The organism is Clostridium sp. AF37-5, from assembly GCF_003477605.1.
Taxonomy (GTDB): domain Bacteria; phylum Bacillota; class Clostridia; order Lachnospirales; family Lachnospiraceae; genus Eubacterium_F.
In genome coordinates, this window is record NZ_QUDR01000007.1 from 1,039 (window position 1) to 26,616 (window position 25,578).

21 protein-coding genes and 1 pseudogene are annotated in these 25,578 nt (G+C 39.1%); 4 read left to right on the forward strand and 18 right to left on the reverse strand.

Annotated elements, in window-relative coordinates:
• Positions 1-631: 631 nt before the first annotated feature.
• Entirely contained in the window at positions 632-5,233 is a 4,602-nt protein-coding gene (locus tag DW019_RS06110; RefSeq protein ID WP_118442826.1) for a leucine-rich repeat protein, read from the reverse strand.
• 179 nt (positions 5,234-5,412) lie between these two features.
• On the opposite strand from DW019_RS06110, the gene DW019_RS06115 reads away from it, so the two are divergent.
• Entirely contained in the window at positions 5,413-5,652 is a 240-nt protein-coding gene (locus tag DW019_RS06115; protein ID WP_118442827.1) for a helix-turn-helix transcriptional regulator, read from the forward strand.
• Between the two features lie 57 nt (positions 5,653-5,709).
• Here the strand turns inward: DW019_RS06115 and DW019_RS06120 are convergent, their stop codons facing one another.
• From DW019_RS06120 to DW019_RS06170, 11 genes are all read right to left on the reverse strand, one after another.
• The gene (locus DW019_RS06120; RefSeq protein ID WP_147353011.1) at positions 5,710-6,987 is read right to left on the reverse strand and encodes a hypothetical protein; all 1,278 of its coding nucleotides are present in this window, start codon (positions 6,985-6,987) and stop codon (positions 5,710-5,712) included.
• A 22-nt stretch (positions 6,988-7,009) separates the two neighbouring features.
• Positions 7,010-7,504, reverse strand: coding sequence for a sigma-70 family RNA polymerase sigma factor (locus DW019_RS06125; RefSeq protein ID WP_117479713.1), 495 nt, complete (start codon positions 7,502-7,504; stop codon positions 7,010-7,012).
• A gap of 284 nt (positions 7,505-7,788) precedes the next feature.
• Positions 7,789-8,037 (reverse strand): heavy metal-associated domain-containing protein, encoded by a 249-nt coding sequence (locus DW019_RS06130; RefSeq protein ID WP_118442829.1) that lies wholly within the window; start codon positions 8,035-8,037, stop codon positions 7,789-7,791.
• A 65-nt stretch (positions 8,038-8,102) separates the two neighbouring features.
• On the reverse strand, positions 8,103-8,780 hold the full coding sequence (locus DW019_RS06135) for a TIGR00266 family protein (protein ID WP_117479695.1): 678 nt from the start codon (positions 8,778-8,780) through the stop codon (positions 8,103-8,105).
• 109 nt (positions 8,781-8,889) lie between these two features.
• Positions 8,890-11,166 (reverse strand): endo-1,4-beta-xylanase, encoded by a 2,277-nt coding sequence (locus DW019_RS06140; protein ID WP_118442830.1) that lies wholly within the window; start codon positions 11,164-11,166, stop codon positions 8,890-8,892.
• 103 nt (positions 11,167-11,269) lie between these two features.
• Entirely contained in the window at positions 11,270-13,294 is a 2,025-nt protein-coding gene (gene feoB, locus DW019_RS06145) for a ferrous iron transport protein B (RefSeq protein ID WP_118442831.1), read from the reverse strand.
• Positions 13,291-13,521: a FeoA family protein gene (locus tag DW019_RS06150; RefSeq protein WP_118442832.1), complete on the reverse strand. Its 231-nt coding sequence runs from the start codon at positions 13,519-13,521 to the stop codon at positions 13,291-13,293. Before DW019_RS06150 ends, feoB begins: the two co-directional genes overlap by 4 nt.
• A 5-nt stretch (positions 13,522-13,526) precedes the next feature.
• A complete protein-coding gene (locus DW019_RS06155) occupies positions 13,527-14,429 on the reverse strand; it encodes a precorrin-6B methylase 2 (RefSeq protein WP_022376265.1) in 903 nt (300 codons plus the stop codon).
• 313 nt (positions 14,430-14,742) lie between these two features.
• Entirely contained in the window at positions 14,743-15,330 is a 588-nt protein-coding gene (locus tag DW019_RS06160) for a hypothetical protein (RefSeq protein ID WP_118442833.1), read from the reverse strand.
• Positions 15,331-15,408: 78 nt separating this feature from the next.
• A complete protein-coding gene (locus DW019_RS06165) occupies positions 15,409-16,032 on the reverse strand; it encodes a methylated-DNA--[protein]-cysteine S-methyltransferase (RefSeq protein WP_118442834.1) in 624 nt (207 codons plus the stop codon).
• A gap of 25 nt (positions 16,033-16,057) precedes the next feature.
• Entirely contained in the window at positions 16,058-17,752 is a 1,695-nt protein-coding gene (locus DW019_RS06170; protein ID WP_118442835.1) for an SH3 domain-containing protein, read from the reverse strand.
• Positions 17,753-17,917: 165 nt separating this feature from the next.
• On the opposite strand from DW019_RS06170, the gene DW019_RS06175 reads away from it, so the two are divergent.
• A complete protein-coding gene (locus DW019_RS06175; protein WP_118442836.1) occupies positions 17,918-19,195 on the forward strand; it encodes a GHKL domain-containing protein in 1,278 nt (425 codons plus the stop codon).
• Complete coding sequence (locus DW019_RS06180; protein WP_118442837.1) at positions 19,192-19,899, forward strand: LytTR family DNA-binding domain-containing protein; 708 nt, start codon at positions 19,192-19,194, stop codon at positions 19,897-19,899. The genes DW019_RS06175 and DW019_RS06180 overlap by 4 nt, the downstream gene beginning before the upstream one ends.
• Here DW019_RS06180 and DW019_RS06185 read toward each other — a convergent pair.
• The 5 genes and pseudogenes from DW019_RS06185 to DW019_RS06205 all read right to left on the reverse strand — a co-directional run bounded on the left by DW019_RS06185 (position 19,880) and on the right by DW019_RS06205 (position 24,743).
• A complete protein-coding gene (locus DW019_RS06185) occupies positions 19,880-21,223 on the reverse strand; it encodes an MATE family efflux transporter (RefSeq protein ID WP_118442838.1) in 1,344 nt (447 codons plus the stop codon). The two genes, DW019_RS06180 and DW019_RS06185, sit on opposite strands and share 20 nt — an antisense overlap.
• A gap of 249 nt (positions 21,224-21,472) precedes the next feature.
• Positions 21,473-21,682 (reverse strand): annotated as a pseudogene (locus DW019_RS06190) (type II toxin-antitoxin system HicB family antitoxin); the annotation flags it as partial.
• A 483-nt stretch (positions 21,683-22,165) separates the two neighbouring features.
• Positions 22,166-22,564, reverse strand: coding sequence for a hypothetical protein (locus DW019_RS06195; protein WP_117479673.1), 399 nt, complete (start codon positions 22,562-22,564; stop codon positions 22,166-22,168).
• Positions 22,565-22,809: 245 nt separating this feature from the next.
• Entirely contained in the window at positions 22,810-24,249 is a 1,440-nt protein-coding gene (locus tag DW019_RS06200) for a hypothetical protein (protein ID WP_118442840.1), read from the reverse strand.
• Positions 24,249-24,743, reverse strand: a complete 495-nt coding sequence (locus tag DW019_RS06205; RefSeq protein ID WP_022375855.1) for an RNA polymerase sigma factor — start codon at positions 24,741-24,743, stop codon at positions 24,249-24,251. Before DW019_RS06205 ends, DW019_RS06200 begins: the two co-directional genes overlap by 1 nt.
• A 136-nt stretch (positions 24,744-24,879) precedes the next feature.
• Here DW019_RS06205 and DW019_RS06210 point away from each other — a divergent pair, with 136 nt between their 5' ends.
• On the forward strand, positions 24,880-25,074 hold the full coding sequence (locus tag DW019_RS06210; protein WP_243024107.1) for a YjfB family protein: 195 nt from the start codon (positions 24,880-24,882) through the stop codon (positions 25,072-25,074).
• A gap of 30 nt (positions 25,075-25,104) precedes the next feature.
• On the opposite strand, the gene DW019_RS06215 is transcribed toward DW019_RS06210, so the two are convergent.
• Complete coding sequence (locus DW019_RS06215; protein ID WP_118442841.1) at positions 25,105-25,572, reverse strand: 8-oxo-dGTP diphosphatase; 468 nt, start codon at positions 25,570-25,572, stop codon at positions 25,105-25,107.
• Between the last annotated feature and the right edge of the window lie 6 nt (positions 25,573-25,578).

Genomic DNA, 25,578 nt, shown 5'->3' on the forward strand with positions numbered 1-25,578 from the left:
TCCCAAATAATATCCTCCTTAATTAGTCAATTTTTTTATCACTACAAGGAGAACATCTTCGCCCCACCCTTGTTTGTATATATACTAGCACAGTTGCATTACAAAGTCAATATATTTACTTACAATCGTCGGGCGACTTACGCCCCTCAAAAAGAATCTTAAATCGTACCAAACATGCCAAATTCCGGCATATAAAAAGAGCGTAAAACGACACCACCAATAAGAGGGACGTTCTACGCTCAAAGTTTTTTCAAAACCCGTCTTATATTACTTCCTTATCTTGACTTTTTTCACCGTGCTCCACTTACCATACACCTTTTTCTTGCCATTCATCTTATAGGCACGAACCCGAATGTAATACGTTTTCTTCTTTTTCAGTTTCTTAATGGTGTACTTGGTTTTCTTGGTCTGTACGCTCTTTTTCTTTTAGAACTTTTTGTTCATAGCGTACTGAAGCTGGTAACCTTTAGCGCCAGTAACTTTCCCCAAGAATAACTTTAAGCGTCCTTTTTTACTTAATGCTTTTTTTATTTCCGCTTCTGTCATCCCTGTTTTTCGATAGTTTTGTTCCTTTGTCGTATTTAATTTACTTTCTGTAACTGTTGTGATAAACCTACAACACCTTTGTTCCTTATCTCTTCTTTACCTTAACTTTTTTAACTGAACTCCACTTTCCATACACTTTCTTTCCATCTGCAATTTTATAAGCTCGAATCCGAATAAAATATGTCTTTTTCTTTTTCAGCTTCTTTAATGTAACAAAGGTTGATTTAACCGTTTTTTTCTTGGCCTTTTTAAACTTTTTATTTGTTGCATACTGAATCTGATACCCCAAACTGTTTGGCACCTTTTTCCAGGTAACTTTTACTTTGCACTTCTTTTGATTCTTTGCAACGACACCTTTAATCTTTGTCAAAGAAGCCATTTGACCGCTATTCTTCCCATCATTGACCGTTTGTGACGATTGCGGAATATTCCCTTTTGTCGGCACTTGCGGCGTCATAGATGGCTTCGGCGTATTCGCCGGTTGATTGTCTGGATTCGGTTTCACACTTGGCTGAGGACTAGGAGATGGGATTATCTGTGAACCATCACTCTCTCCTTTTGACACAATCGTACATGTATCCTTTACCTTCCCACATGAAACAGTAATTGTCGTTGTTCCTTTTCCTACGGCTGTCACTTTTCCTGTTTGATCTACGGAAGCAATACCTTCATCATCTGATTTCCATGTTATTGCTCCATCTGCATCAGAAGGATAATAACTTGCATTTAACTGGTAACTGTCACCAATAGAATTTAATTCTATTGATGTTTTGTTTAAATAAATGCTTGTTATTGGGATGTTGACTGTTACCTTACATGTCACTGTTTTTTCGCCTGACTTTGCCGTGATCACTGCCTCGCCCGCCGATATTGCCTCAACATTTCCTGTTTTGTCCACTTTTGCAATCTTCTCATCCGAAGACGACCAAATAACTTCATCCGTAGAATCCATTGGATTTAATCCAGCGGTTAATTGATATTTCTCATTTCGTCCTAATGTCATTCCTGTCTCAGACAGCGTAATTTTCTCCGTTGCAATCTGCTGTGCAACAAAAGCAATATCATTTTCTTTTGCATACTGCTCTGCGTAACTTCCTGCCACGCCATAAATTGTCATTTTATCCGGATAGGAAAATGCACTGTCAGATATCGAAGTTGTTGCTTTTGGTATCGTAATCTTTCTTAATTTTGTACAATTTTTAAATGCATCGTCTCCAATGGTTTCCACTTGATATGGGAGAATAATGGATTCTAGGGAGGAACAGCCTCGAAATGCCTGGGATGGAATATTTTTTATTCCTGCTCCCAATATAATATCCGTTAATGCCTCACAATTTTCAAATGCATTTCTTTGTACCTGCTTTGTACTATCTGGTAAATGTAATTTTTCTAAGGAAGCACAGCCCGAAAAAGCGTATGAATAAATATAATTCAATTTAGGTGATAACTTTACTTCTTTCAAAGCGCTACAATTTCCAAACGCATATTCTCTTATTGCCTCTACAGTATCTGGAAAAGTAATAGACTCTAAAGAGTTGCAATTATAAAATACACCTTCGGTAATATTAATACGCCCTTTTGGCAGATAAACATTTTTTATTTTATTATCTCCCGAAAAAACATATGTTCCCATCGAATTTACACTATCTGGAATATTCATTGTTTCAATTGACATGCATCCTTTAAATGCATTAGACTCAATTTCTTCTATTCCATCATTCCAAACAATATCTTTTAATAAACTTGCATTTTCAAAAGCGGATTGTCCTATCTTTTTTAATGCACTTGGAAATTCTATTTTTGTAATTTGAGCACTTCTAAAAAAATTGTCAGGAATTGCTGTCACCTTTTGATCAAACTCTATTTCCTTCAGTTGATTACATCCTGCAAACACGCCACCATCTTTCATATCCCAAAAGGAATACCCTGTACTTTCTATACTTCTAGGTATAAAAACATACGATATACTATCACAATTCGAAAATGCATACCCACCAACATGCTCTACTTTATTAAAATCAACCCTTTCAATTGAGTCACAATCTTCAAAAGCACGCTGTCCTATTCTTTTTAATGCACTTGGAAATTCTATCTTTTTCAAATTAACACAATCTTGAAATGCATAATCTGAAATGACAGTTATCGTGTCAGGTATTTCGATATCCTGAATTCCCGTACAACCTGCAAAAATAGAGACTGGTATTCCTGTTATACCACTTTCAAATACAACATCATTTAATGAAGAACATCCACAAAATGGACCTTCAGAACTCCACAGTCCGCCCGAAGTATTTGTAAGTTTTTTATTTATAAAAACGCTTTTAAGTTGTTCACACTGTCCAAAGGCATTACTTCCTAAACCATCACATTTTTTTGGCAAACATAGTTCTTCAATATTACAATTATAAAACGCCAAATCGCCTATTACTGTAACATATGGATTAAATTTTATCTCTCCCAATTCTACACAATCATAAAAAGATTCACTCTCAATTCTGGTTACATATTCTGGTATTTCTATCTCTTTTAAATTTTCACAATAACAAAAAATTCTGTATCCTATCACGGTATATTTCACATTATTCGGCAAATATGCATACCCCAGACTGGTACAGTCTTTAAACGCACTGTTTCCAATGAATTCCACACTATCCGGTATACTCACAGACAGTAAACTCGTACAGCCTTCAAACGCACTTTCTCCAATGCTAGTTACACTATCAGGAATCAGCACATGCATCATTGTTTTATTATTCAAAAACGCCTCATCACCAATCGCTGTTACCGTATCCGGGATTTCTACAAATGGCTGCCATCCCGTGTATTTTACTAAAACACCATCTTTTATGATAAAATTTGCACTATCATCATAAAAGACATCATCGCCATCTCCGTAAATTGACGCATAATTATCAGCACGATAAATTGTAATTCCTCCATTGGAAGAACCATATCCGTATGTTCCTTTTGCTAATTCCGAATAAGAACGTTCCCATTCATTGATACCACATCCTCCCGGAGCACAACCATTCACTGCGGCATTACAATCATATACTGTGATTCCTTTTGAAGTCAGTCCGGTAAAAATCATGGTATGCTGACCAGAAGAAGCTGTTGTACTGGCCTGAATTACATCACCAATTTTAGCCTGTGCAAATAATTGCTGCACTTGTGCCGCTGTAAAGTTTCCTGTCAGTTGTCCTACCTTATTTACACCATTTTCGTCTCTATATTGATAACGAGCATTAGAATAATATCTAGCCGGCATTTCTTTTCCATAAAGGAAAAAGAATACCATACGTGCAAACCCAAAACACTGGGTTGCTCCACCCCAATCTCCTTTCCATGTTGCTCCTTGATTTGGCGGATATTTCTGTTTTATTGCTGCTAACCGCGCCTTGATGCTCTCTGTGCTGTCATAATTTCCATCAATTGTTGCCCCACTTGGTGTCTTGCGTGTAACTGTATTGCCGGAAATCTTCAACAGACCCGCAGATACATCTGCTGATGCTTCCGAACAGCAACGATCCATATAAGTAGCATAAGAAAAACCAGAAAGCGAACCTGCCCAGCTTTTTAATGCCTGTTTTACTGACTTATCCGAGCCATTTACACAACCTGCCACTTTGTCCATAGTTGTTTTCATTGTTGTAATATAAAAACCATATACAACTTTATATTGCTCTATTTTTTCTGCTGATGCTTTCCCGTTTTTAAATTCTTTACGCAGCTTATTAACTTTATTTCTTGCCAAATATGTATATGCCTGACACATTCCAGCTTGTATGATCTGATCTGCTGTTGGACAAAAAGATTTATATATTTTTCCTAATATATTTGCACAAACATTTTTCACAAACACAACCGGTGATGAACCATATTTTGCCACGGCACTTACCATTTTCTTTATGACTTCATCCTGTAGATAATTTTTCTTCGCAAATGTCAGAAAATCTGATGTCCGATCTGACATAATTGACCGGATTGCACTGGCAAACTCTGAATCCATGGAACTAAAAGCATCATCCAATTTGTTCAATACTGCCAAATCCAAGTCCTGCATTTCAATATATGCCGTAATTATTTTCAATGCTTTCTGTGCATTGCCGGCATAACCCAATATTTTTGAAAATGTATCTGCATCTGTATACATATCCACAAGTTTGTCAACTTGATTATCTGACAGGTTTAGGGATGAGTTTTTCAATGACACTTTATAATTGTACAAATCCGTTGCATTTGCCACATTATAAGCATCGGAAATGATACTATATGCATTTCCAATTTGCGAAACTGTATTTGTAGCAGAAGTATCACTGGACAGATACGCCTGAATTAATTGATAAACCACTTCCTTATTCAATTTGTCTTTGGTGCTCTGTCCAATTCCCGCCTTGCTTGCCAATTCCGATATGATGATGTCCGCACCATTTTGTAACGAATATAAAATGGAGGCACCTAAACCTTCTGCATCATTGATCGTTGACATCCCTTTTTCAATGCGCTCCTCGCATCTAGCCATATAGTTATCATAGGCCTTGTTATCGAGATATTCCGGACATCTATAATATATGTCCTCTTCACTAACAGAATATGCTGCTTTTACTTTTTCTGCCGGAACAAATTCAGCCAGTTGCAAACAGCACATGATTGCTGCCATTAATATGGCTAAGATTCTTTTTTTCATAACAATCCCCTCCAATTTTTGTTAATTCATGTCTACATCATAGCACATATTGTTCTATGGTTCAATAGTCCATTTTGTTCTAGCATTATCATATACACTACGTTCAATTTATAATATTATTGAATTTTGCTCGGATTTCATCCGTTTAAAATCACCCTTAATCCTAGGAGGTTTTTTACATGAAAATGCAGCGTATTCGTGATCTGCGAGAAGACAACGATTTAAAACAAACAGACATTGCAGACTACCTACACATTAGCCAGCGTACGTACTCACATTATGAGACAGACAGCCGGAGCATGCCGATTGAAGTACTAAAGCGACTTGCTGTCTATTACAATACAAGCATGGATTACCTGGCGGAACTTACCGATGAGAAAAAGCCCTACATAAGAAGCAAAGAAACACTTCCAAAATAAAAACACATCGCTTCCCTTTGCAATGTGTTTTTATTTTATATGGCTTGCATAATTTTTTTACAGCGAACTCACATCCACCAAATACGCTCTCTTTTTATTTGTAATCAGAATTTTCTTCTGCGTTTTCACCAGATGAATTTCCATATCATTTCTCAATTTCCCCGGAATATTCATCTTCTTCCACGTATGATTTGTGAGTTGAATGAGATAAACCGCCTGTTTTTTCTCCTCCAGATTTCCAAATAATACATAATCACCACTTACATCAATTACATCGCCACTATCCTTAACATCCGGAATGGTAAATGACTGATTTCCGGTAATTTCATAAAATTCCAGTGATTTCTTTTTGTGGTGGTAACGGTAAGACCATTTCATATTAACAAGGCCGACACCTGAATATTTCTTCTCAATTCTCATGGTCTGTAAATTTACTACGCATGTAGAATCCTCTTCTGTACTGTTTTTAAAAATTGACTCACCGTAGGTTAAAATTCGGTTTTCATCCAAAAACTCAATTTCTGTTGTTCTGGCATATCCATTCACGAGTTTCTGACTTATTTTTTTCTCCGTCTGCGAAGCAATATCAAAGACTGACCAGTAGCCGTCTCCCCTGTGATTGCACAAAATTTTACTACCTGCCGGTGACATAACAAAATTGCATATCATGTTACCGCCGGATATTTTTTTCACCGTTTTCTCTGCCAGATTGATTTCCACCAAATAACCTTTTGTCGCATTTTTTTCTTCTCTTACACCGTAAATTATGCCGTTTTTATAATAAGAGAAAATCTCGGTAATTCCTCCCGTGTAATTAAAGGCATAAATTTCGTTGCCGCTTGCCACATATTGAAAACCGCATTTTTCCCCGTCAAGTACACTTTCAAAAGCAACCGGTGTCATTTTCTTTAATCCATTGGAAACTACTGTGTACACATGGTCTACTTTTTCCTCATCTCCCTCAAAATGATATTCACTGATAAAACTTTCTTTCTCTCCGACCACCATCATGTTTTCCTGTAATTGTATCGTGCCATCTTTTTCCGCCTTAACGTCTGCCACCTGTTTCGTTGGTTCTGGATTTAACTCCACCTCGGTGACATTTTCCTTGCCAAACATATTTTCCAAAAGCGATTGAAACACATTGGATTTCGTTGCCGCCACAGTTACAAAAGTTCCGCACAAAAGGAAAATCACTACCGCCGCAGCCGCTGTCCGAAGTTTTTTCATTGAATTTCTCCTATGGGAAATACCCTGTATCTTTTCCGGATTCAGTGCCTCTTCCACCCAGTCTTCCGGGGCTTTAATCTTATCTATTTTTTTAATATCCATCATTATGCCTCCTGTTTAATCCCTGTTAATTTTTCATGATAGCAGCGAGTTTTTCTCTGCCTCTGCGAAGTCTTGATTTCACCGTATTCACACTTGTATGCAGCATTTTTGCAATTTCACCCGTGCCATATTCTTCATAATAATAAAGCACAATTACTTCACGGTATCGAAAAGGTAATTTTCGCAGAGCCACAACAAGCTGCTCTGTTTCTTCATCTTCTATTTGCAAAGAGCCAGCCTTTTGGTTCTCCTGTGGCACATATCCAATATCCACTTTTCGATTCCAGAACTGCCTGTGGTAATCTCTGCATTCATTTCGCGCAACTGTATATAGCCACGCTTTTATATGTTCTTCCTCTCGAAAGGTTTGTTCGGTCTGGTAGAGTTTCAGAAACGTATTTTGAAAGCAGTCCTTTGCCGCTTCCTCATTCTGCGTCCAGACAACACATAGTCTGGTTATGTCATCTGCATACTGCCGCACGACGTCCTCATACTCTATCCCGGCATATTTATTTATCATTGCCTGATACTCCTTTACTACAATTTCTTTTGCATGCATGGTAGAAAATAATTACTTTCTATATAATACACGATTTGGATGGGAAAATGGGTGCAGGATTTTAATTTTTGTTGTTTAGGATTTTAAGACCCTCATATATCGGACAGACGACTTTTATTTTTTCCAAACTTTTTAAGCGACAGACCGGATTTTCTCCTTCGGATTACCGGTCTTTTACCAATAAAAAAACTCCGATTACGGAACACACACTGCATACCGTAATCGGAGATAAAATCGAGTAATTCTTATCGACGGAACAATCCTTTTTTCTCATAAGGTTCACTTGTATGGGAAACTAATTCATAACCAATCTCTTTAATTTCCTTTTCCAGCATAGAAATATCTAACGATTCCTCGCTGATTACAACAGTTTCTCCTTTTTTTGCAGAGGAAGAAACTTTCTTCACCTTACAATGGTTGCGAATCAAATCATTCATATGCGATTCACACATACCACACATCATACCGTCAATTTTTAACACGGTTTTTACCATTGGAATCATCTCCTTTAACACATTTTCATGTCTATTATAGCAAGAGATTCACCCTTTGTAAAAGATTATTTGTTTGTTGATAAAAATGGTTGCAGAACACCTGCCATCTGGTTAATCGGCATCGACTGCAGATAAATCTTACCGGGACCGGTCACTACGGTGTTAAAGAATCCTTCTCCACCAAGCACTTTATTTTTCAGTCCCTTAACGGTTGTAATATCCATCGTACAGGTTGCATCCATCGCAGCTAAGTAGCCGGTATCAATAATCATCTGCTGCCCTGCTGCCAGCTCATATTCCTTTACATAACCATCAATTTCTACAAAAGCCGTACCGTTGCCGGAAAGTCTCTGCATAATAAAACCTTCGCCACCAAACAGACCGCCACCTAATTTTTTCTGGAACGCAACCGATAATGTCACTCCATCCGTAGAAGCAAGAAATGCGCTCTTCTGTGCAATTATCTCATTTCCATTTCCAATTTCAAATGCCAAAATCGACCCCGGAAAACTGGAAGCATAAGCAATCTGTCCGGCTCCGCCTTCTGCTGTATAACGGTTCTGGAACATATTTTCCCCGCTGAACATACGACCAATCATTTTTCCCATTCCGCCGCCGGATGTCTCCATCTTCATGTTTGGCGTCATCCAAGACATAGCTCCTTTTTCCGTAATCATGGACTCGCCTGCCTCCAAATCACAAATAACTACCGGCAACGGTGCTCCTTCAATTGAATATTTCATATGTATAAATCTCCTTTCGCAATTTCATAAATTGGATTTATTCTATCATATTCAAACTGCACTTTCCATAATCACTGTCAAAGCGGTTATAAAACTGTCGTAATTGCTATTATTTTGTCGCAGCCTCTAAGAAAGAATAAAAAGCTGGTTTTGGATCTTCTAAACTTTCTCCAAATAACAGACATGAAGTAGGTTTTCTCCATGAAATCGCATCATAGAGTCCCCATACCGTAACACCTGTGATTCCGCGGGCATTTACGGATTTATCACGATTTTCCTGTTTGGAAATAAGCAGTTTCATAATATCGGAATAATGATTTGCCAGATCCTCTTCTGTCTGTCCATCTTCGATTCCGATATCCAATTCTGTAACCTGAACCTGAAGTCCGGTTGCCAAAAACTTATCCACTGCTGTTCCATATTTTTCAAGAGACGGATAATTCACAGTAATATGGCTCTGCATACCGATTCCACCGCAAATTTTTGCTTCTTCTCCTTCATTAATGTAATTGATGAGTTCTACAATTTCATCCGCAACATCATATTCATTGTAATCATTATAGAACAACGTAATATCTTTCTGCAGACCGTACTGTTTCAACTCATCATAAGCTACTTCGTAAGCCTTTTTCACATAGGTTGGTTTCAAGCCCATGTCACCATAAACATCAACCCATGTTGTATCGGATGGCTGATTGGTGCGGTGTGTGTACTCATTCGTGATATCCCAGCAATAAACAAGAGAACCTGCTTTTCCGGTCAAACTCTTCTCCTTGTCCATCACATGTTTCATCACGGTACGAATATAAAACTCAATTCGCTTATCCATCACTGCTTTGGTCACAATATCATTATTCGCATCATATCCTTCGTGAAAGAAACGCGGTGATGTCTGCTGATGCCACTGCATCACATGTCCTCGCATCTGAATGCCATAATTATTTGCAATTTCCAGAATCTTATCTACACTGTCAAAATTCAGTTTAGCAACAGTCGATTCGGTGTAACCATCCGGAATCACATAACCAAGTTTTTTCGCTTCGCTCACAGAAATCGTACCACTCCAATTCGATAAAACCTGCTCCGGTTTTAACTCATTTTCCAACGTATAACTGTTAAAATGATGTTTCACAAACTTCATCGTATCATCACTCTGCATCTGATAACCATTATTCCATGAAGTATTGTAACTTACTACATTACCCATGCGTTCAAAAATTCCACTGTAAGTATCCTTGATACTCGTAAGTCCTTCCGGATTAAATGGTTCTTTTCCCGCCGTTGTCTGTGTAATGGTAAGATCATCCACAAGAAAATCAAAATTACCGGATGGTCCCTCGACATAAAATGTTAATTTAGAAAATGACTCCGGAACCTCATAAGTACCCTCAATTTTAGTCCAAACACCGGATTTCAATGTTGTTTCATCCTTGATTGCCGGATAACTACTTTGACCGGAAACCGTCAGATTCGCTGATAACTTGACTTTTTGGTCAGAGCCTGTTGTCTGCTTTACCCATACCGAAATCGAATACGTTGCACCCTTCACAATCGAATCCGTTACATTCAATTCAGCTCCGTTCCATGTGCTCGTACGTCCGGTTACAGAAAGACAATTTCCACTTCGTCCGCCGGAAGCCACTGCTACTTTTGCTGCTCCACGTCCGGTAAATCCGTCCGTTCCGTCTTCAAAACCGGTAGACAAATACGTTTTTTCTGCAAATTCACCTGCCGGTGTTGCCGTTGGTGTTGCTGTTGGCTTTGCCGTTGGTGTTGCTGTCGGTTTTACCGTTGGTGTTACCGTCGGGGTCGCCGTTGGCTTTGCCGTTGGTGTTACCGTCGGGGTCGCCGTTGGCTTTGCCGTTGGTGTTGCTGTCGGGGTCGCTGTTGGTGTTTTTTCTGGCTCCTGCGGTTTATCCTGTCCATCCGTCGGAGTTTGTGTAGGAACAGAAGGCATCGTAACTACCGCAGTAGAACCTGGTTTTTCCGTTGTTTTTACGACATCATTTGTTGCCACCGGCGTACGGACAAGTGTAGCCTTTTTGACTTTAACTTTACACCTGTAACTCTTCCACTTGCCATTTTTCACCTTGCAGGTAAGGGTCGTTGTTCCCTTTTTCTTTGCGGTCAGTTTTACAGCATACTTACCGCTCTTTTTGTAACTTGCAATGCTTTTTTTCTTAATACTCCATTTGATACGCTTTCCTTTTGCGTTTTTGATACGAATTGTCTTCTTCTGTCCCACTGTCATCGTAACACTCTTTTTGGACAGTGCAATTTTTCTTCTTGCTGCTTGACCGGAAACACCTTGCAACGGTGTCATAAGGGAAACAGCTAAGGACATACTTAACAATCCTGCAAAAACTTTTGCCTGCTTCTTCTGCATATAAATCCTCCTTGATAGCATATAAATTTTCCTTATAAGGAAAACGCTATATTTTACACTCAAATTATACGACGTTTACTACCAAGTGTAAAGGAAACTTTATCTAAAGAAATACCACAAATGATGCAAGCCATGCCATAACCAGCTGAAATCCAGCTGCTAAAAACATAAATTTAATACTTCCGCTTTCCTTACGAATCGTTGCCAGCGTAGCAAAACAAGGAATATACAGCAGGCAAAAAATCATAAGACAATAGGCATTTACCATACCAAATCCGGCTGCACCAAGTGCCTGATGCAGCGCTCCCATACCGGCTGCCGAATTTACATTTGCTATTCCAAACAAAACAGCACAACTTGATACAACAACTTCCTTTGCCGATATTCCGGCAATCAAGGCCACGGCTATCTGCCAGTAACCAAGACCAATCGGTTTTAACACAGGCACGATAAAATGTCCGATTGCTGCTCCAAAACTTTCCGACATCTCATTTGTGTAACCATGTATTCCAAAATTTAAAAGAAGCCACATAGCAATAGAAGCAAGGAAAATTACGGTTCCGGCCTTCGTCAAATAATCTTTTACTTTCTCCCAAACATAAATCCAAATCGTACGGGCACTTGGTGCTTTATACTCCGGCAATTCAATAATAAGCATTCCATTTGCTTCTTTTTTATCTACAATATGAAGAATAAAAGCAACAAAAACAGCAACAACTAACCCAATGACATACATTGAGTAAGCTGCTATCATTGCATGTTTCCCAAAAAACATCTGCGAAAACAAAATATAAATCGGAAGCCTTGCACTGCATGACATAAAAGGCGTAACTAACATTGTTTTCATACGATCCTTGTTATCTTCTAATGCCCTTGACGCCATGACTGCCGGCACCGAACACCCAAATCCGAGAATCATCGGAATAAAGGCACGGCCGGATAACCCAATCCGCCCCATAATGCCGTCCATAACATAAGCCACTCTTGCCATGTATCCACTATCTTCCAAAAAAGCAAGTGCCAAAAACAAAATAAAAATATTAGGCAAAAATGTCAATATACCACCTACACCAGCTATAATTCCATCTACCAAAAGCGATGTAACCGCCGGATTAACCTGCCATGCTGCCAATGCGTTTGAAATAAATCCACTTAACCATTCTACTGCCAATTCAAAGTACCCGGATATAAAATCTCCCACCGTAAAGGTCAGCAGAAATACGAGTGCCATAATCCCTAAAAAAATCGGAATTCCGAAAATCGGATGAGTCAAAATACGGTCAGCTTTATCCGTTGACTGCGCCTTCTCCTCTTTGTTTACCAACACTTCCTGAACAATTTCTTCAATGAATTCATATTTCTGGTTAATAATTTCTGATTCATAACTGCGGTCAAGCACTTGTGGCAAATCAACCGGATATTTTTCAGAAATTTCTTTATCTCCTTCTAAGAGTTTAATTGCACACCATCGTACATGAAGCATTTCCGGGTACTGTTTCTGCAAGACATCCGAAATACTATCAATCTTATCCTCAATTTCATCACTATATACCATGGCATGATCGACATGATGGTCATGTTTGTGATGTGATGGCATTGTATGATGATGAACGAGTTTATCCGGCATAACCGCATCCTTGTGATGCGACACAGCATGCATCAAAATTTCAAGCCCGGTACGTTTTCTGGCAGACACAGGAATAACCGGAATTCCAAGCATCTCCGGCAGACGATGCAAATCAATTTCCATTCCACGCTTTTCCACAATATCCATCATATTTAGTGCTAATACCACCGGCTTTCCAAGTTCCAACAGCTGCAGCGTCAAATACAAATTTCGTTCCAGTGAAGATGCATCTGCCACATCCACAATAACGTCAACCTCATCACTTAGAATATACTGTCTGCTCACTTGTTCCTCCATCGTATAAGAGGTAAGACTGTATGTTCCCGGCAAGTCCACAAGCCGATATGTATTATTATGGTATTTTAGCGCACCCTCTACTTTCTCAACCGTTACACCAGGCCAGTTTGCCACCTTTAAATTGGCACCGGTAAAAGCGTTAAACAACGTTGTTTTTCCACAATTGGGATTGCCAATAAAACCAACCACCAAATTTTCACTCATTGTTTTTTATCCTCCGCGACTTCAATTTTCCCGGTTATCCCCCTGCCTAATGCAAAACGCGTTCCCCGCACACGCACAATCATCGTTCCACTTCGCTTCCGGTTTAAAACTTCCACCGGAGTTCCCTTCGTCATGCCAAGTGCTTCCAATCTTTTCTCCGTTTGAAGCGGAAGAAAAAGCCCCTCAATAATGTAGCTGTTTTCCTTTTTTCCTTCTTGTAATATCATAGAACTTATTCTCCTCTACCCGTAATTATCCAAGGAGCCGGCTGCTGCTTAAAGGAATGATTTGCAGACAATCTGGAAACCGCAATCTGAATTGTCTCCACATCCTGAATTCCCAATTTCGAAAGCATCTCACCAGCTCCTGCTGCCACCTGAAAATCCAACGTATAAATGACAACATGAACATTTGGATTCTTCTTAACAAAATACTCAAGTTCCTGATTCATACTTGCGCTGGCTACCATGAATACCGTCGAAGGAACCGGACAGTCACGCATCGTTTCTTCATCCACGTGGTCAATAATTTTTACATTCTGCAACCCAAAATGGTCTACATTTTCCTCCATTGTATCACGGTCTGTAGCACTATATTCAACAGCAATAACCGTTCCTTCCGGAGCCAAAAGAGCGGTCTCAATGGCAATACTCTCTCCTCCGATAACACAGACATCGTCCTGCGTATCCACCATCATTTTATTTAAAATAACAGCACGAATCTCACTTCCCACATACTGAATAGAGCCCTTTTTGAAAAATTCATTGCCAATGCCGATTTTTGCCGTGTTTCTCGCATTTGGATTGACAATCAGCATTCCGGCAGAAGCATTGATTCCACGGTTAATCATATCCTTTACCTGACTGTTCAAAATCGGTCCGTCTGGTTCTGAACCGTCATTGTACCAAACCTCACACTCACCAAGCCCGGCATTCCACAAGCGGTAAAAAATATCGTCAATTCCTGCATTGGTAAATACCATTGTCGTTTTGTGGGATTCAACTGTAGGAATTACATTCTTGTTTTTCTTTGTAATATCAATAATTTTCACATGTTCCAAATCAATTGTTGTATTCTTTGCATAATATTGAAGCCAAGATAAAATAACCTCGTTTGTAAATATCTGTTTTTCCATTATAAAAGCCCCCTTTTGATATTTTTTATCAATTATTTTTATAAGCAGATTATACCACTAAAACTGGGGACGAGGCAAGGTGAAAGGGAGTTAATTTTGTGTCAAGTGTTTGATGCTAATTTCTTCGTAGTTCCAGTAATATAAAAGAAAAACCTTGTGACTCGTGGGTTTTAAGTGCGTCGGTATGTGGCACTGGTATTTTCAGTGCCCATACCGCTACGCACTTAACGAGCGAAAGCGCCCACGAGTCACAAGGTTTTTCTTTTATATTACTGAAATTTCTAACAAACTAGTATTAAAATTTGACACAAAATTAGTTTACCCCAATGAAGTTTTGAAGGCTTTCGCTCAACAAAGGCTCCGGTGTCAGCATTTGTAATAAGGAGCCAAACATATCGGATGAATTCTTATCCTGTTTTTTCTTACCATGTGCTTTTTTATCTTTTTTCTGGTCGTTGGTTTCCGGCAGTCTGGCGTACCGGAAGCTTTTCTTGAATTCTTCTGCGACTTTCCGCAATCCCGCTGTCAGATATGTTTTGTCAGGGTCTTTGTCACTGATTCTGGAAATTGCCCGGACAATGAGAGTATTTGCTTCCTGCTTCGATTTACAGTGTCTTAACTGCTCTTTCAGTTGTTGTTTTGCTGTTTTTACACGCATTGCACTTCGATATAATTCGGGATTGTGAATTCTCAGATAATTTAACTCCTCTACAGATAAGTTCGCACCTCGTTGCAATTTTGCCCGAATCTTTTTCTCATAGTCTTGTTTTTCTTCCTCTGACATACCAGAAGTTATGTCCGTCAATTGTTCGCACACTTTTTTCCATATATCCTGTTCTCTCTCCTGTACGCCCTGTACGCTCCCGCTCGTCATTTGGAAACTTTTCCCAGTTGTTTTCATGTAAATTCCTCACTTTGTCATCGATAAATCCTTTTATCTCATATTATCATCCATGACTCTGTTTTATATATCGGAATTTTACTTGATTCCATAACGGGTCAAATCTACTTTTCCATCTACCACTTCAATACCGTCTGCCATCAGCCGTTCTGCCTGCACATTGGCACCGCCAAAAGCGAAAGCCCCCGAAAGTTCTCCCCTACTGTTCACCACACGGAAACATGGGATGTTGTCCGGGTCCGGATTTTTATGAAGCGCATTTCCAACCGCACGCGCCATTTTTTCATTTCCTGCCATGGCAGCAATCTGTCCGTAGGTTGCCACATGCCCTTTCGGAATTTTTTTTACTGCCTCATAAATCCGTTTTGTCGGATCATCCGTGACAAGTTCATAACTCTCATAAATCATTTTTCGAACATCCGCATCCGGGATGGTTCCATCCAAAACAATCGTATTCCAGTGTTCCTTGTTCTGATGCCATCCCGGTACTACGGAACCATAAATACCACGCCAGAAATCTCTGCTCTCCGGCGTTACCTTTACATTCAGACAGAGAAGTCCTTCCCTTTCATAAGTCCACAAAAAAACTTTTTTACTTTTTTTCACTCTTACAAGCTGCCAGTTGGCATCTCGAAATGGTGCGTCCTGATATGTGTCTGGGAAGGATAACCCATAGGTTAGTGCTTCTTCTCTTGTCTTCATAATGTATTAAATCTCCTCTGTTTCATTACCCTTTTGTTCTCACTTTTAAAGTCTTAGACCATTGTCCATACACACTTTTCTGTCCGGCATCCGTATCAACTACCGTATTCGAGCAATAGCGGATATAGTACGTTGTATTTCGTTTCAATTTCTTAATCGCACGTACCAGCCTTCCCTTATTTGAGACCGTCTTCGCCTTTTTAAATGATTTCTTGGTTGAGTACTGGATTTTCATTACATAATCCGGGTACTGCTTTATTTTAATTTTTTTCGAAGAAATTTGCAAATGCTTTTTCTTTAAGGCTCTTGGTTTTCCCGGCACATACACATCCAGCCAGATTTTTTTTGAAGTTCCATTTTCATAATTTGCCGCCAGTGCAATGTAAATGCAGGTACGTTTTTTCAAATATGACTTTTTCACCGTTATCGTGTTCTTCTTATAATGATTATTTTTATAAAGAACATTTTTCTTTGAAGTCAGACTGCCAAAGGAATTTTTACAGTATATAATCTGATAATCCTTACAGCCGGACGGTTTATCCCACTTCAAAACGTACTGATTGTTTTTGATGGTTTTAATACGGAAATTCTTTGGCACATTTTTCGGCTTCTGAACTACCGGTTTTACCACTTTTTTCAAGTATTTTGCAGGCACATAAGCTTTCTGACTGTTAAAATAAATGGCTGCCCAGCTGGCGTTGCTCTCTTTTTCATACACCTGAACCTGTGCCTCATTTTGCAGATATCCCAAAACTTCACTGGATGAATTAGCTGCTGCCTGCACATTAATATCCCTTTTCTGATTCGCATAAGTAACCGGATAATTCACTTGATAGTCCACCAGATTACTCGGCGTTTTCATGTCTGCCCGGTAAAGATTGATATACTTACTCTTTACATAGTAATATCCCGGACGATTTCTCGTCATATAATTTACGTCATTCTTTCCGTTAAAAGAAATTTTGTAATATGTATCCGTTGTGTCCGATGTGCGGGATGGAAGTTTCACCGTAGAAACAACATTTAACTCGGTATTTACCTTTACTTTGTAAACGTCACCGGAATCTGCTGTTCCCGGAATCGGACTGATTCCAATAAATGACGAAGTGACTCTTCCGGTTCCCTCTTTCTTAATCGTCTCCCCTGTCGGAACTACATTTTCTGTTCGTCCACAATCCAGCCATACCACACTCCTTGGCAGCCTGTAAAAGCCCGGCGGATGTGATGCCATAAGCAGATACTGTTTACACATAACCGGACTTTCCGTGAAACTGCGGTAGCCATTGCTCCAGTAAATAATGTAATTTTTATCATAGGCGACAACTTGAAGCTTGCTGCCTTCATTTTCCAGATATGCACCGGAAATCCACGTGAAATTCTGATACCCCTGAACGGATGAATACAACTGTTTCAGATTCTCAATATTATCCTGCGGAAAATATTGCGGGTCAATCGTCTTCCCCTGAATTTTCGTGTTTACAGGCACCTTATCAACGGCAATGGTTTTCCAGTAATTTGCCACATTATCGTTTCCTACTAAATACGCATGGGCAACGACCTGAATGCCCGGACAGCAGTTTTGCAGATATGCGGTTCGATAACGCGTGACATCTCCGGCTGCTTTTGTCGAAGTACCAAATAAAAGTACGCCTGCGAAAACAAATACCACGCCAAACAGACTGTGAAAAATTTTTGCGATATATTTTCTGTTTTTCCCCATCGCACTCACTCCTTTCTCGCTCTCTATTTTATCATATAATTTTTCGCTATCCGGCGATTTGCGTGAATGGTAATTATACAGCGTGAATAGTAAATCGGGATTGCCATGTGAAAGTTAATGTCGTATAATAGGGGCAGATAATCGGCAGCGAAAGGAATACCACAGATGATTTTACAACTACTTACCGGCATACACAATTTAACAACACAGCTTTTCGGAATTTTCATTTCTGCATTTTTTCTTGGTGTAAAGCCAGTCATGAAAAATTTTGGAAAACTGCTTTTGTTTGCATTGGTGGATGTTTTTTTTTACTGGGGCATCAACCTTTTTACAGGCACGGAGTTTGCCAATCAGCTTTACCCTGTTTTGGTACACCTTCCACTCATTTTATTTTTGTTTTTGTGTTACCGTTATTCACTTTTATCCTGTTGTATTTCTGTTTTTTCCGCCTATCTGTGCTGTCAGTTCAGCAACTGGATCGGACTTTTTGCACTTACGCTTACTAAGAATCCGGTCTGGTACTATAGCACACGAATTGCTATAACACTTATCACATTCTTTTTCTTGTTCAAATTTGTCCGCCGGACAACACAAACTATTTTTTCAAAAGAAAATAAGGAACTTGTTATCATCGGCTTTCTTCCATTTATTTATTATATTTTTGATTATGCCTCAACGAAATTTTCCAATCTTTTGTACTCCGGAAATAAAGTCGTTGTTGAATTTATGGGATTTGCTTTTAGTATCGGCTATCTCATTTTTCTGCTTGTATACTTTAAGGAATCCGAGAAAAAATCGGAAATCCGCCAGTACAGCGACCGAATGGAAATGCAGCTAATATCGCTGCAAAAAGAAATTGAGCAGGTCCGTAACAGTGAACAGACGCTTGCCATTTTGCGGCACGATATGCGCCACCACCTAAATCTTATTCTCTCCATGCTAAACCAGAATCATCCGGAAAAAGCCATTTCCTATATTCAGGAAATCGGCACCGCTTATGATGACACAATTGTCACAAGATACTGCAAAAATGAGACTTTAAACTCGGTAATTTCCATTTATAAAACACGTTTTCTTGAGCGAAACATCAATTTCCTGCCAGAAATTTATGTGCAAAAGGACCTGCCGTGTCCGGACCTCTCTCTCTGTACGATTTTATCAAATGCACTGGAAAATGCACTGCATGCTCTGGAACATACATCAGGCGAAAAATGGGTCTCCTTACATATCATGCAAAAGGAAAATCTTTTGCTGTTGGAAATAAAAAATCCTATTGAAACAATGCCAAAATTTATTGACGGGATTCCCATTTCGGATAAAAAAGGTCATGGTATTGGAACCAAAAGTATTGTATACTATGTACAACAGTTAAATGGACAATGTCATTTTTCTGTTGAGGAACATTGTTTTGTATTAAAAATCATTCTTTCGAGGTGCATATGAAGATAGCAATTTGTGATGATGAGGTGGCAGTAAGCGAAGTAACAAAATCTCTTTTACAGCAATGGGCAATTCACCAGTCGATTTCACTTTCTGTCCACTGCTATGAAAATGGAGATGCTTTGATTCTTGCGCAAAAAAGTGAATGCTTTGACCTGATTTTTCTTGACGTCCTTATGCCGCTTCTAAACGGTATTGATACGGCAAAAGAATTACGCAGGCAGAATCAAAACGTTCCCATTATTTTTCTGACCTCATCCAAAGAATTTGCGTTTGACTCTTATGAGGTCAAGGCACTTCAATATCTGCTAAAGCCGATTTCTCCCAATCAGCTTTGGTCTATTATGGATGATTTTATAGCGCTGATAAAGAATCAGAAAGAAATCTTTGTTGCCCGCACTTCGGACGGATTTTGCAAAATTGCACTGGAAGATACAAACTATTTAGAAGCTCAAAACAAATCCGTTCTCGTTTTTCCTCATAACGGTACAAGTATCGAAATCCGCGAACTATTTTCCCGGTGCGAAGAAGTTTTTACTTTGGAACAGGGATTTTTCCGCTGCCACCGCAGTTACATTATTAACTTAAATTTCGTAAATCAGTTTACTAAAAACAGTGTGACTATGACAGATGGTGTTACACTGCCGATTTCACGCAATCGCTCCCTCGCATTTAAGGAAGCTTATTTTACCTACATGTTTGAGTAAAAGGGCTTCGCCTGTAAATTAAGAAAACCGCTGTAAGCGATGCAATCGTCTCCGCAATCCAAAAGCAGTGCCAGACTGCTGCACCGCCAAATAGTTTTCCAAGCACAAATGCCGCCGGTATAATTACGACAACATAACGAAGCAGCGAAAGAATCAAAGATTCCACACCTCTCCCCAATGCCTCTAACATACCACTTATCGTAACCGAAACTGCCGATATCACAAAGCCCATACAGATAATGCGTACCGCCTGTGCACCCTCCAAAATCGTTAGCGAATTTTCTGTAAACAATCCTATCAGATTTTCTGCAAATCCAAGACATATCAACATCCCCACAAACATAATAGAGGCAATCATAATCAGTGCTGTAATAAAAATTCTTTTAACACGCCCTCTCTCTCCCGCGCCATAATTATAACTGATAATTGGGCGAATTCCCTGTACAATGCCATTTGCCGAGAGATAAATAAATGTCTGCAGTTTATAGTAAATGCCAAGCACCAGCACATACGATGCGGAATACACAGCAAGAATTCCATTAAGTGCCGTAATCATAAAGGAAGGAAGGGCAAGGTTTAATGTCGCCGGAATTCCTACTCCATACATCTGCCCCATCAACCGTTTTTGGAAGACTTTTTTATGCCAGTGAAAATGCAGTGATACCGGGTGCTTGATAAAAATAAACAAGTACACAATAAGTGGTATTACTTGTCCAATACCGGTTGCAATTGCAGCTCCCTCAATCCCCATTTTTGGGAATATTCCAATACCAAAAATCAACAGCGGATCAAGTATGATATTAGCAACACACCCACACAGCATACTAAGCATCGAAACTTTCATCCGTCCCTCTGCCTGAAAAATTTTCTCAAACGTTATCGCAATGACATTTGGAACTGCAAAAATAAATACAAGATTTGAATATTTCACACCATCCGCAAGAATCTTTTCATTTTCTGTAAACAGCGAAACAAATGCCGGTGCAAAAAGAAGTGCCGCAGCCATCAAAATCACGCCATGCAAAAGGCTGAGGATAAGCCCTGATGTCACAATATCATCCGCCCTCTGTTGCTCCTTCGCTCCCAGATAATATGCGGCAGCCGCATTCATTCCTATCCCGAAGCCAACCGCTATTGCCGTTTCCAGTAATTGGAGTGGATATACTAAAGATAATGCCGTCATCGCCTGCTCACTAATCTGTGCCACAAAATAACTGTCAACAATGTTATATAAAGAATTTACAAGCATGGACAACATCATTGGCAGTGACATCGACAATACTAACGGTAATATTTTCTTTTCTTTCATAAATGTTTGTTCCATGGGGAACTCCTTTCTTGGCAAGCGTACAATTGTGGTTGTGTCAAGTAATGTTTTTTAATTTTTTTATTTCCGTAATTTAGCCAATCCATTTTGCATTTCGTGAGCGCTCCCGCTTAACAAACTGCGTAGTGGTATGGATATGCAAAAAACGCATATCTCATACCCACGCGTTTGTACTCACTCAACGCAAATTGGATTGGCTAAATTACTGGAATCTTAAAAAGATTAAATATCTTTATTTGGCACACTCGGAATGTTTATCTCCATTCCTGCCTCTAGTGCAGCTTCAAACCATGCTCTCTTTGCATCTATAGCATTAGCAATTGCTTTTTCTTTTGTATCTCCACAAGTAAAGCATCCCGGAAGTTCTGGAAACGAAACCGCGAAGCCACCTTCCTCTGCATCCTCAACAATTTCCATTCGATAATTCATTTTCATGTAATCGCTTAGCGTTTTCACTATTCCTCTCCTCCCATTCTACAATCTGTTACGCTAATTTAAACTTTCAGCGTATTCATTATATATGGCGTTTTATATGGTGTCAACACTAATCAAGACACCTATAGCCTGCAATTTCCCTTAAAAAAGATAATACCAGGTCTTCCAATATAAAAAGCTTGGTATTATCTGTACCTGTTTCATTTGTGCATAATTGTTTCTGAAAGTATACACATATAACTCTGAACGCTCTTTGTCGCTGCATAATTTTTCCATTATGGTAAAATGAACCTCCTCTCTATGGCTAGAGTATAATTAGTAAATTGGTATTTTTCAGTATTTTAACATTCCAGTAATTCAGGCGAAAACTTTGTGGCGAGTGGATATAAATACGCGAAAGTATCCGATATACAAATCTGCATATCAATACTTCCGCGTATTTATCAAGGCGAGAGCCGTCCACGAGACACAAAATTTTCTCCTGAATTACGGAAACTAAAAAAATCAATCAAACCTTGTTCCCAGATTATAATCCGTCTGAAATTTGGTCTGGCAGAATTTATCTCTTGTTGTGTTGACTGCGACCGCTGTGACAAGTCCGTCCGGTTTATTATCATTGATTAGCACACGCTCTCCCTGTCCTGCGCCAAAAATAATATGGTCATAGCGCACATGATTTTCTTTTAAAAACCGCAGGGTATGCTCTTTTTCCCACTCACCTCTGGCAGTCAGAAATATAATCATATCATCTTCCGAAATTCCATCTAAAAATTCTTTTGCTCCCGGCAAAAACTTATCGTGTCCTAAGATATACGGCCCGTCATGGACAACGATTGTGCCGTCCAAATCTAAAATCCATGTCTTTGGCATGGGCGATAAATTAACTTCTTTTGGCTCTAACATAATATTCCTCTCTACTACTTTTTCCTAAATAACATATAGAATTATATGATTCGCAGCCATATTTGTCAATTTTCACCCAAACAACATTTTTGCAGCCTGCTCCAACGCCCTCCGTTTTCTGTGTCATCATACGATTTTTCCCTGTCATCAATTCCTTTCACCAAATCGAGGGCAAGCAATCCATCCTCCACCCGCTCAACAAAAATAACACTACCTACGAAGCGTAGACTTTCGTTGATTTCATCCTATTCATCAATTTTCTCCGGGTCCCACCCAAATGCCTTGTAATACTTAATATCCAGCTGATTCTGTTTTACATAAGTTCTCAATGTTTTAACTACTTCATCCGCAAGCGAATCTTCGAGAACATCTGAAACAGCTTTTCCATCACTTCCATATAATTTCACCAAGTCTTTCTGTAATAATCCACCATCTCTTGGATGTACTACCTTTTTCACCTGATATCTGCCACCGTCTTTTTTCAAAAACATGACTGCCACCCCACCACCGGACTGCGCCTCATATAAAGTTTTTCCGGACAAGCTGAAGCCATACCAGTAGAATTGTCCAATTACTTTTACCGTATCTTTTTGTCTATTTGTTCCTGTGATTTTGACAATTGGAATTACCACATCACAGTTTCCAAATTCTACTTTTTGATAATTTTGACTGCCCTGATAAACATATCCCTCATACAAAGATGGATTGTCATAAAAGGTTTCAACAATTGCCTTTTTTATCTCCGAACCGCCAAGTTCTTCATACCTTTTAAGGACCGTCGTCTTCTCTTTCTCCGTAGATGCTTGGATGCGTAGTTTTTCTTTTTTTGCCACACCTTGTTTTCCTTTTTTCTGATACAAATACATCTGGTAATCACCCTTAGTCTTGTCTTTTTCAAGCACTAACCACACAGCAGATGAAATCGTATTACCTTCTTTTGAAATTAATGCTTTTTCGCTCAGAAGTCCCTCTTTATCTTTATACAAAGAGGTTCCCTCCGCATAAAAATTTAATGTATCGGCATACTTATCCTTATTCTGTTTCTGCCATTCTTTCTCTAAAAAAGCATCCGCTTTTTGCGTAGTGTCCGGCAAAAGAGACGACGTTTCTTTTTTACCATTCGTTGAAAGATTATAGTGATAGCTCTTTCCATATACTTTTTTATTTTGCAGATTATAAATCACCAGTTCGTCTCCCTGAATCAGAAACCTAGTCTGCAATGTATCGGCATTGAAGTGATTACTTTCAATTTTCTGCAAATCAATCGTAGCCGACACACGCTCACTTTGCCGGTCATAAATAACAAGACCAAAACTTCCGGCAAAAATAAGTCTTTTCTCCGTACATTCAAGTATTTCTGGCGCATATACGGAATCCAGCCTCACATGATAATCGGTCATTTCTGTTACAATTTTCTGACTGCTCTCGTCTGTCTGCCACAAACCGGAAATTGCCTCAACAAGTCCGCCATGACTTACGCCATTAATAGTTCCGAAAAGAACTCCCATTATAAGGAATGCAGCCGCTGTTTTTCCAAGCCGTCTGACCCAAACACGGTTTTTGTGTACCCTTTTTTCTACTGTAGTATTTGAAATTATACTTTCTAAATTTCCCCACACTTCCTGTTTCGTCTGCTCCGGCAATTCCATACCGTCAAACATATTTTTTCCTATCTGTTTATTCATTACCATACACCCTTTCTGTCTGCCAATCTTGTTTTTAATTTGTTTCTTCCTGCCGCCAGCCGGGACTGGATGGTACTCTCTTTCCTTTTGAGCATAATCCCGATTTCCTTTACTGAATATTCTTCATAATAATATAAATAAAGAACCTCCCGGTATTTTTGTGGCAGTTTCAAAATCTCATCTAACACCGGATACTCCTGTTCTCTCTCATCCGACATGATTTCCCGGTTAATATCCAGTGCCACTCGTTTTTTATGCCAACTGCTTTTTAATACATCCAGACAATAATGTTTGGTCGTACTTATAAGCCATGCCTTTTCATGGGAAGCATTTTCAAAGACCGGTTGTTTTTCCCACATTTTCAGAAAAATATCTTGTAACCCATCTCTGGCATCGCTTTCATTTTTCAAATAAAGCATACAGATTCGATATACCATATCACAGTAGCACTCATATTTTTCATGAAAATAATCTTTTGTCCAATCCCTCACCATAAAACCTCCTTTCTCTTGGTCTTCACTATATAAACGAGTGAACTTGCAAAAATATCCTTTTTTCATAAATTTTTCTTGTTATTTTCTCCTATCTCTGCTATTATTTAATTAGAATTATTCGATAGGAGGTATCGTTATGGATATGGATTTAGGCATGGATATTGCCAGTTATTCCATGGCAAATGCTACAAACAATCTCATGCAGTCAGTCGGTGTCTCGATGCTTTCAAAAACTTTAGACTCACAGGAAATGCAGGGAGATGCATTGGCGAAAATGATGGAAATGTCAGTAAACCCAAATGTTGGTGCAAACATTGACATACGCTTGTAAAAAGTGGCTGTATCAAGCAGCCACTTTTTGTTATGATTCATACAATCTTAAGTTCTTTTCCACTAATTTTTCTCCTTCATAAACAAGACGAAGACTAAAAAACCGCGGTTCATCTTCCAGAAACAATTTTAGGAAAATGGCATCCCCCTCCCATGTTGGAAGTGAGGGTACTTTTTCTTTTTCAACCCAGAACAAATCCCCCTCATCACACTCTATTACTTCTCCCTCAAATTTGTCTGCACTAAAAAGGCACATCAGTTCCGGCTCACACTGGTCACTGACAAAAGTTACAATTCCGCGAAATCGGTAAGAAGTAAGTAAAAGACCTGTCTCCTCCTTTACCTCCCTTAACAGACATTCCTCCGGGCCTTCGCCTTCCTCGGCATGCCCTCCAACACCAATCCATTTGTCCTTATTAATATCTTTTTCCTTTTTTGTCCGATGAAGCATCAGATATTTCCCATCTTTTTCAATATAACAAAGTGTCGTCATTTTCATCGTTTG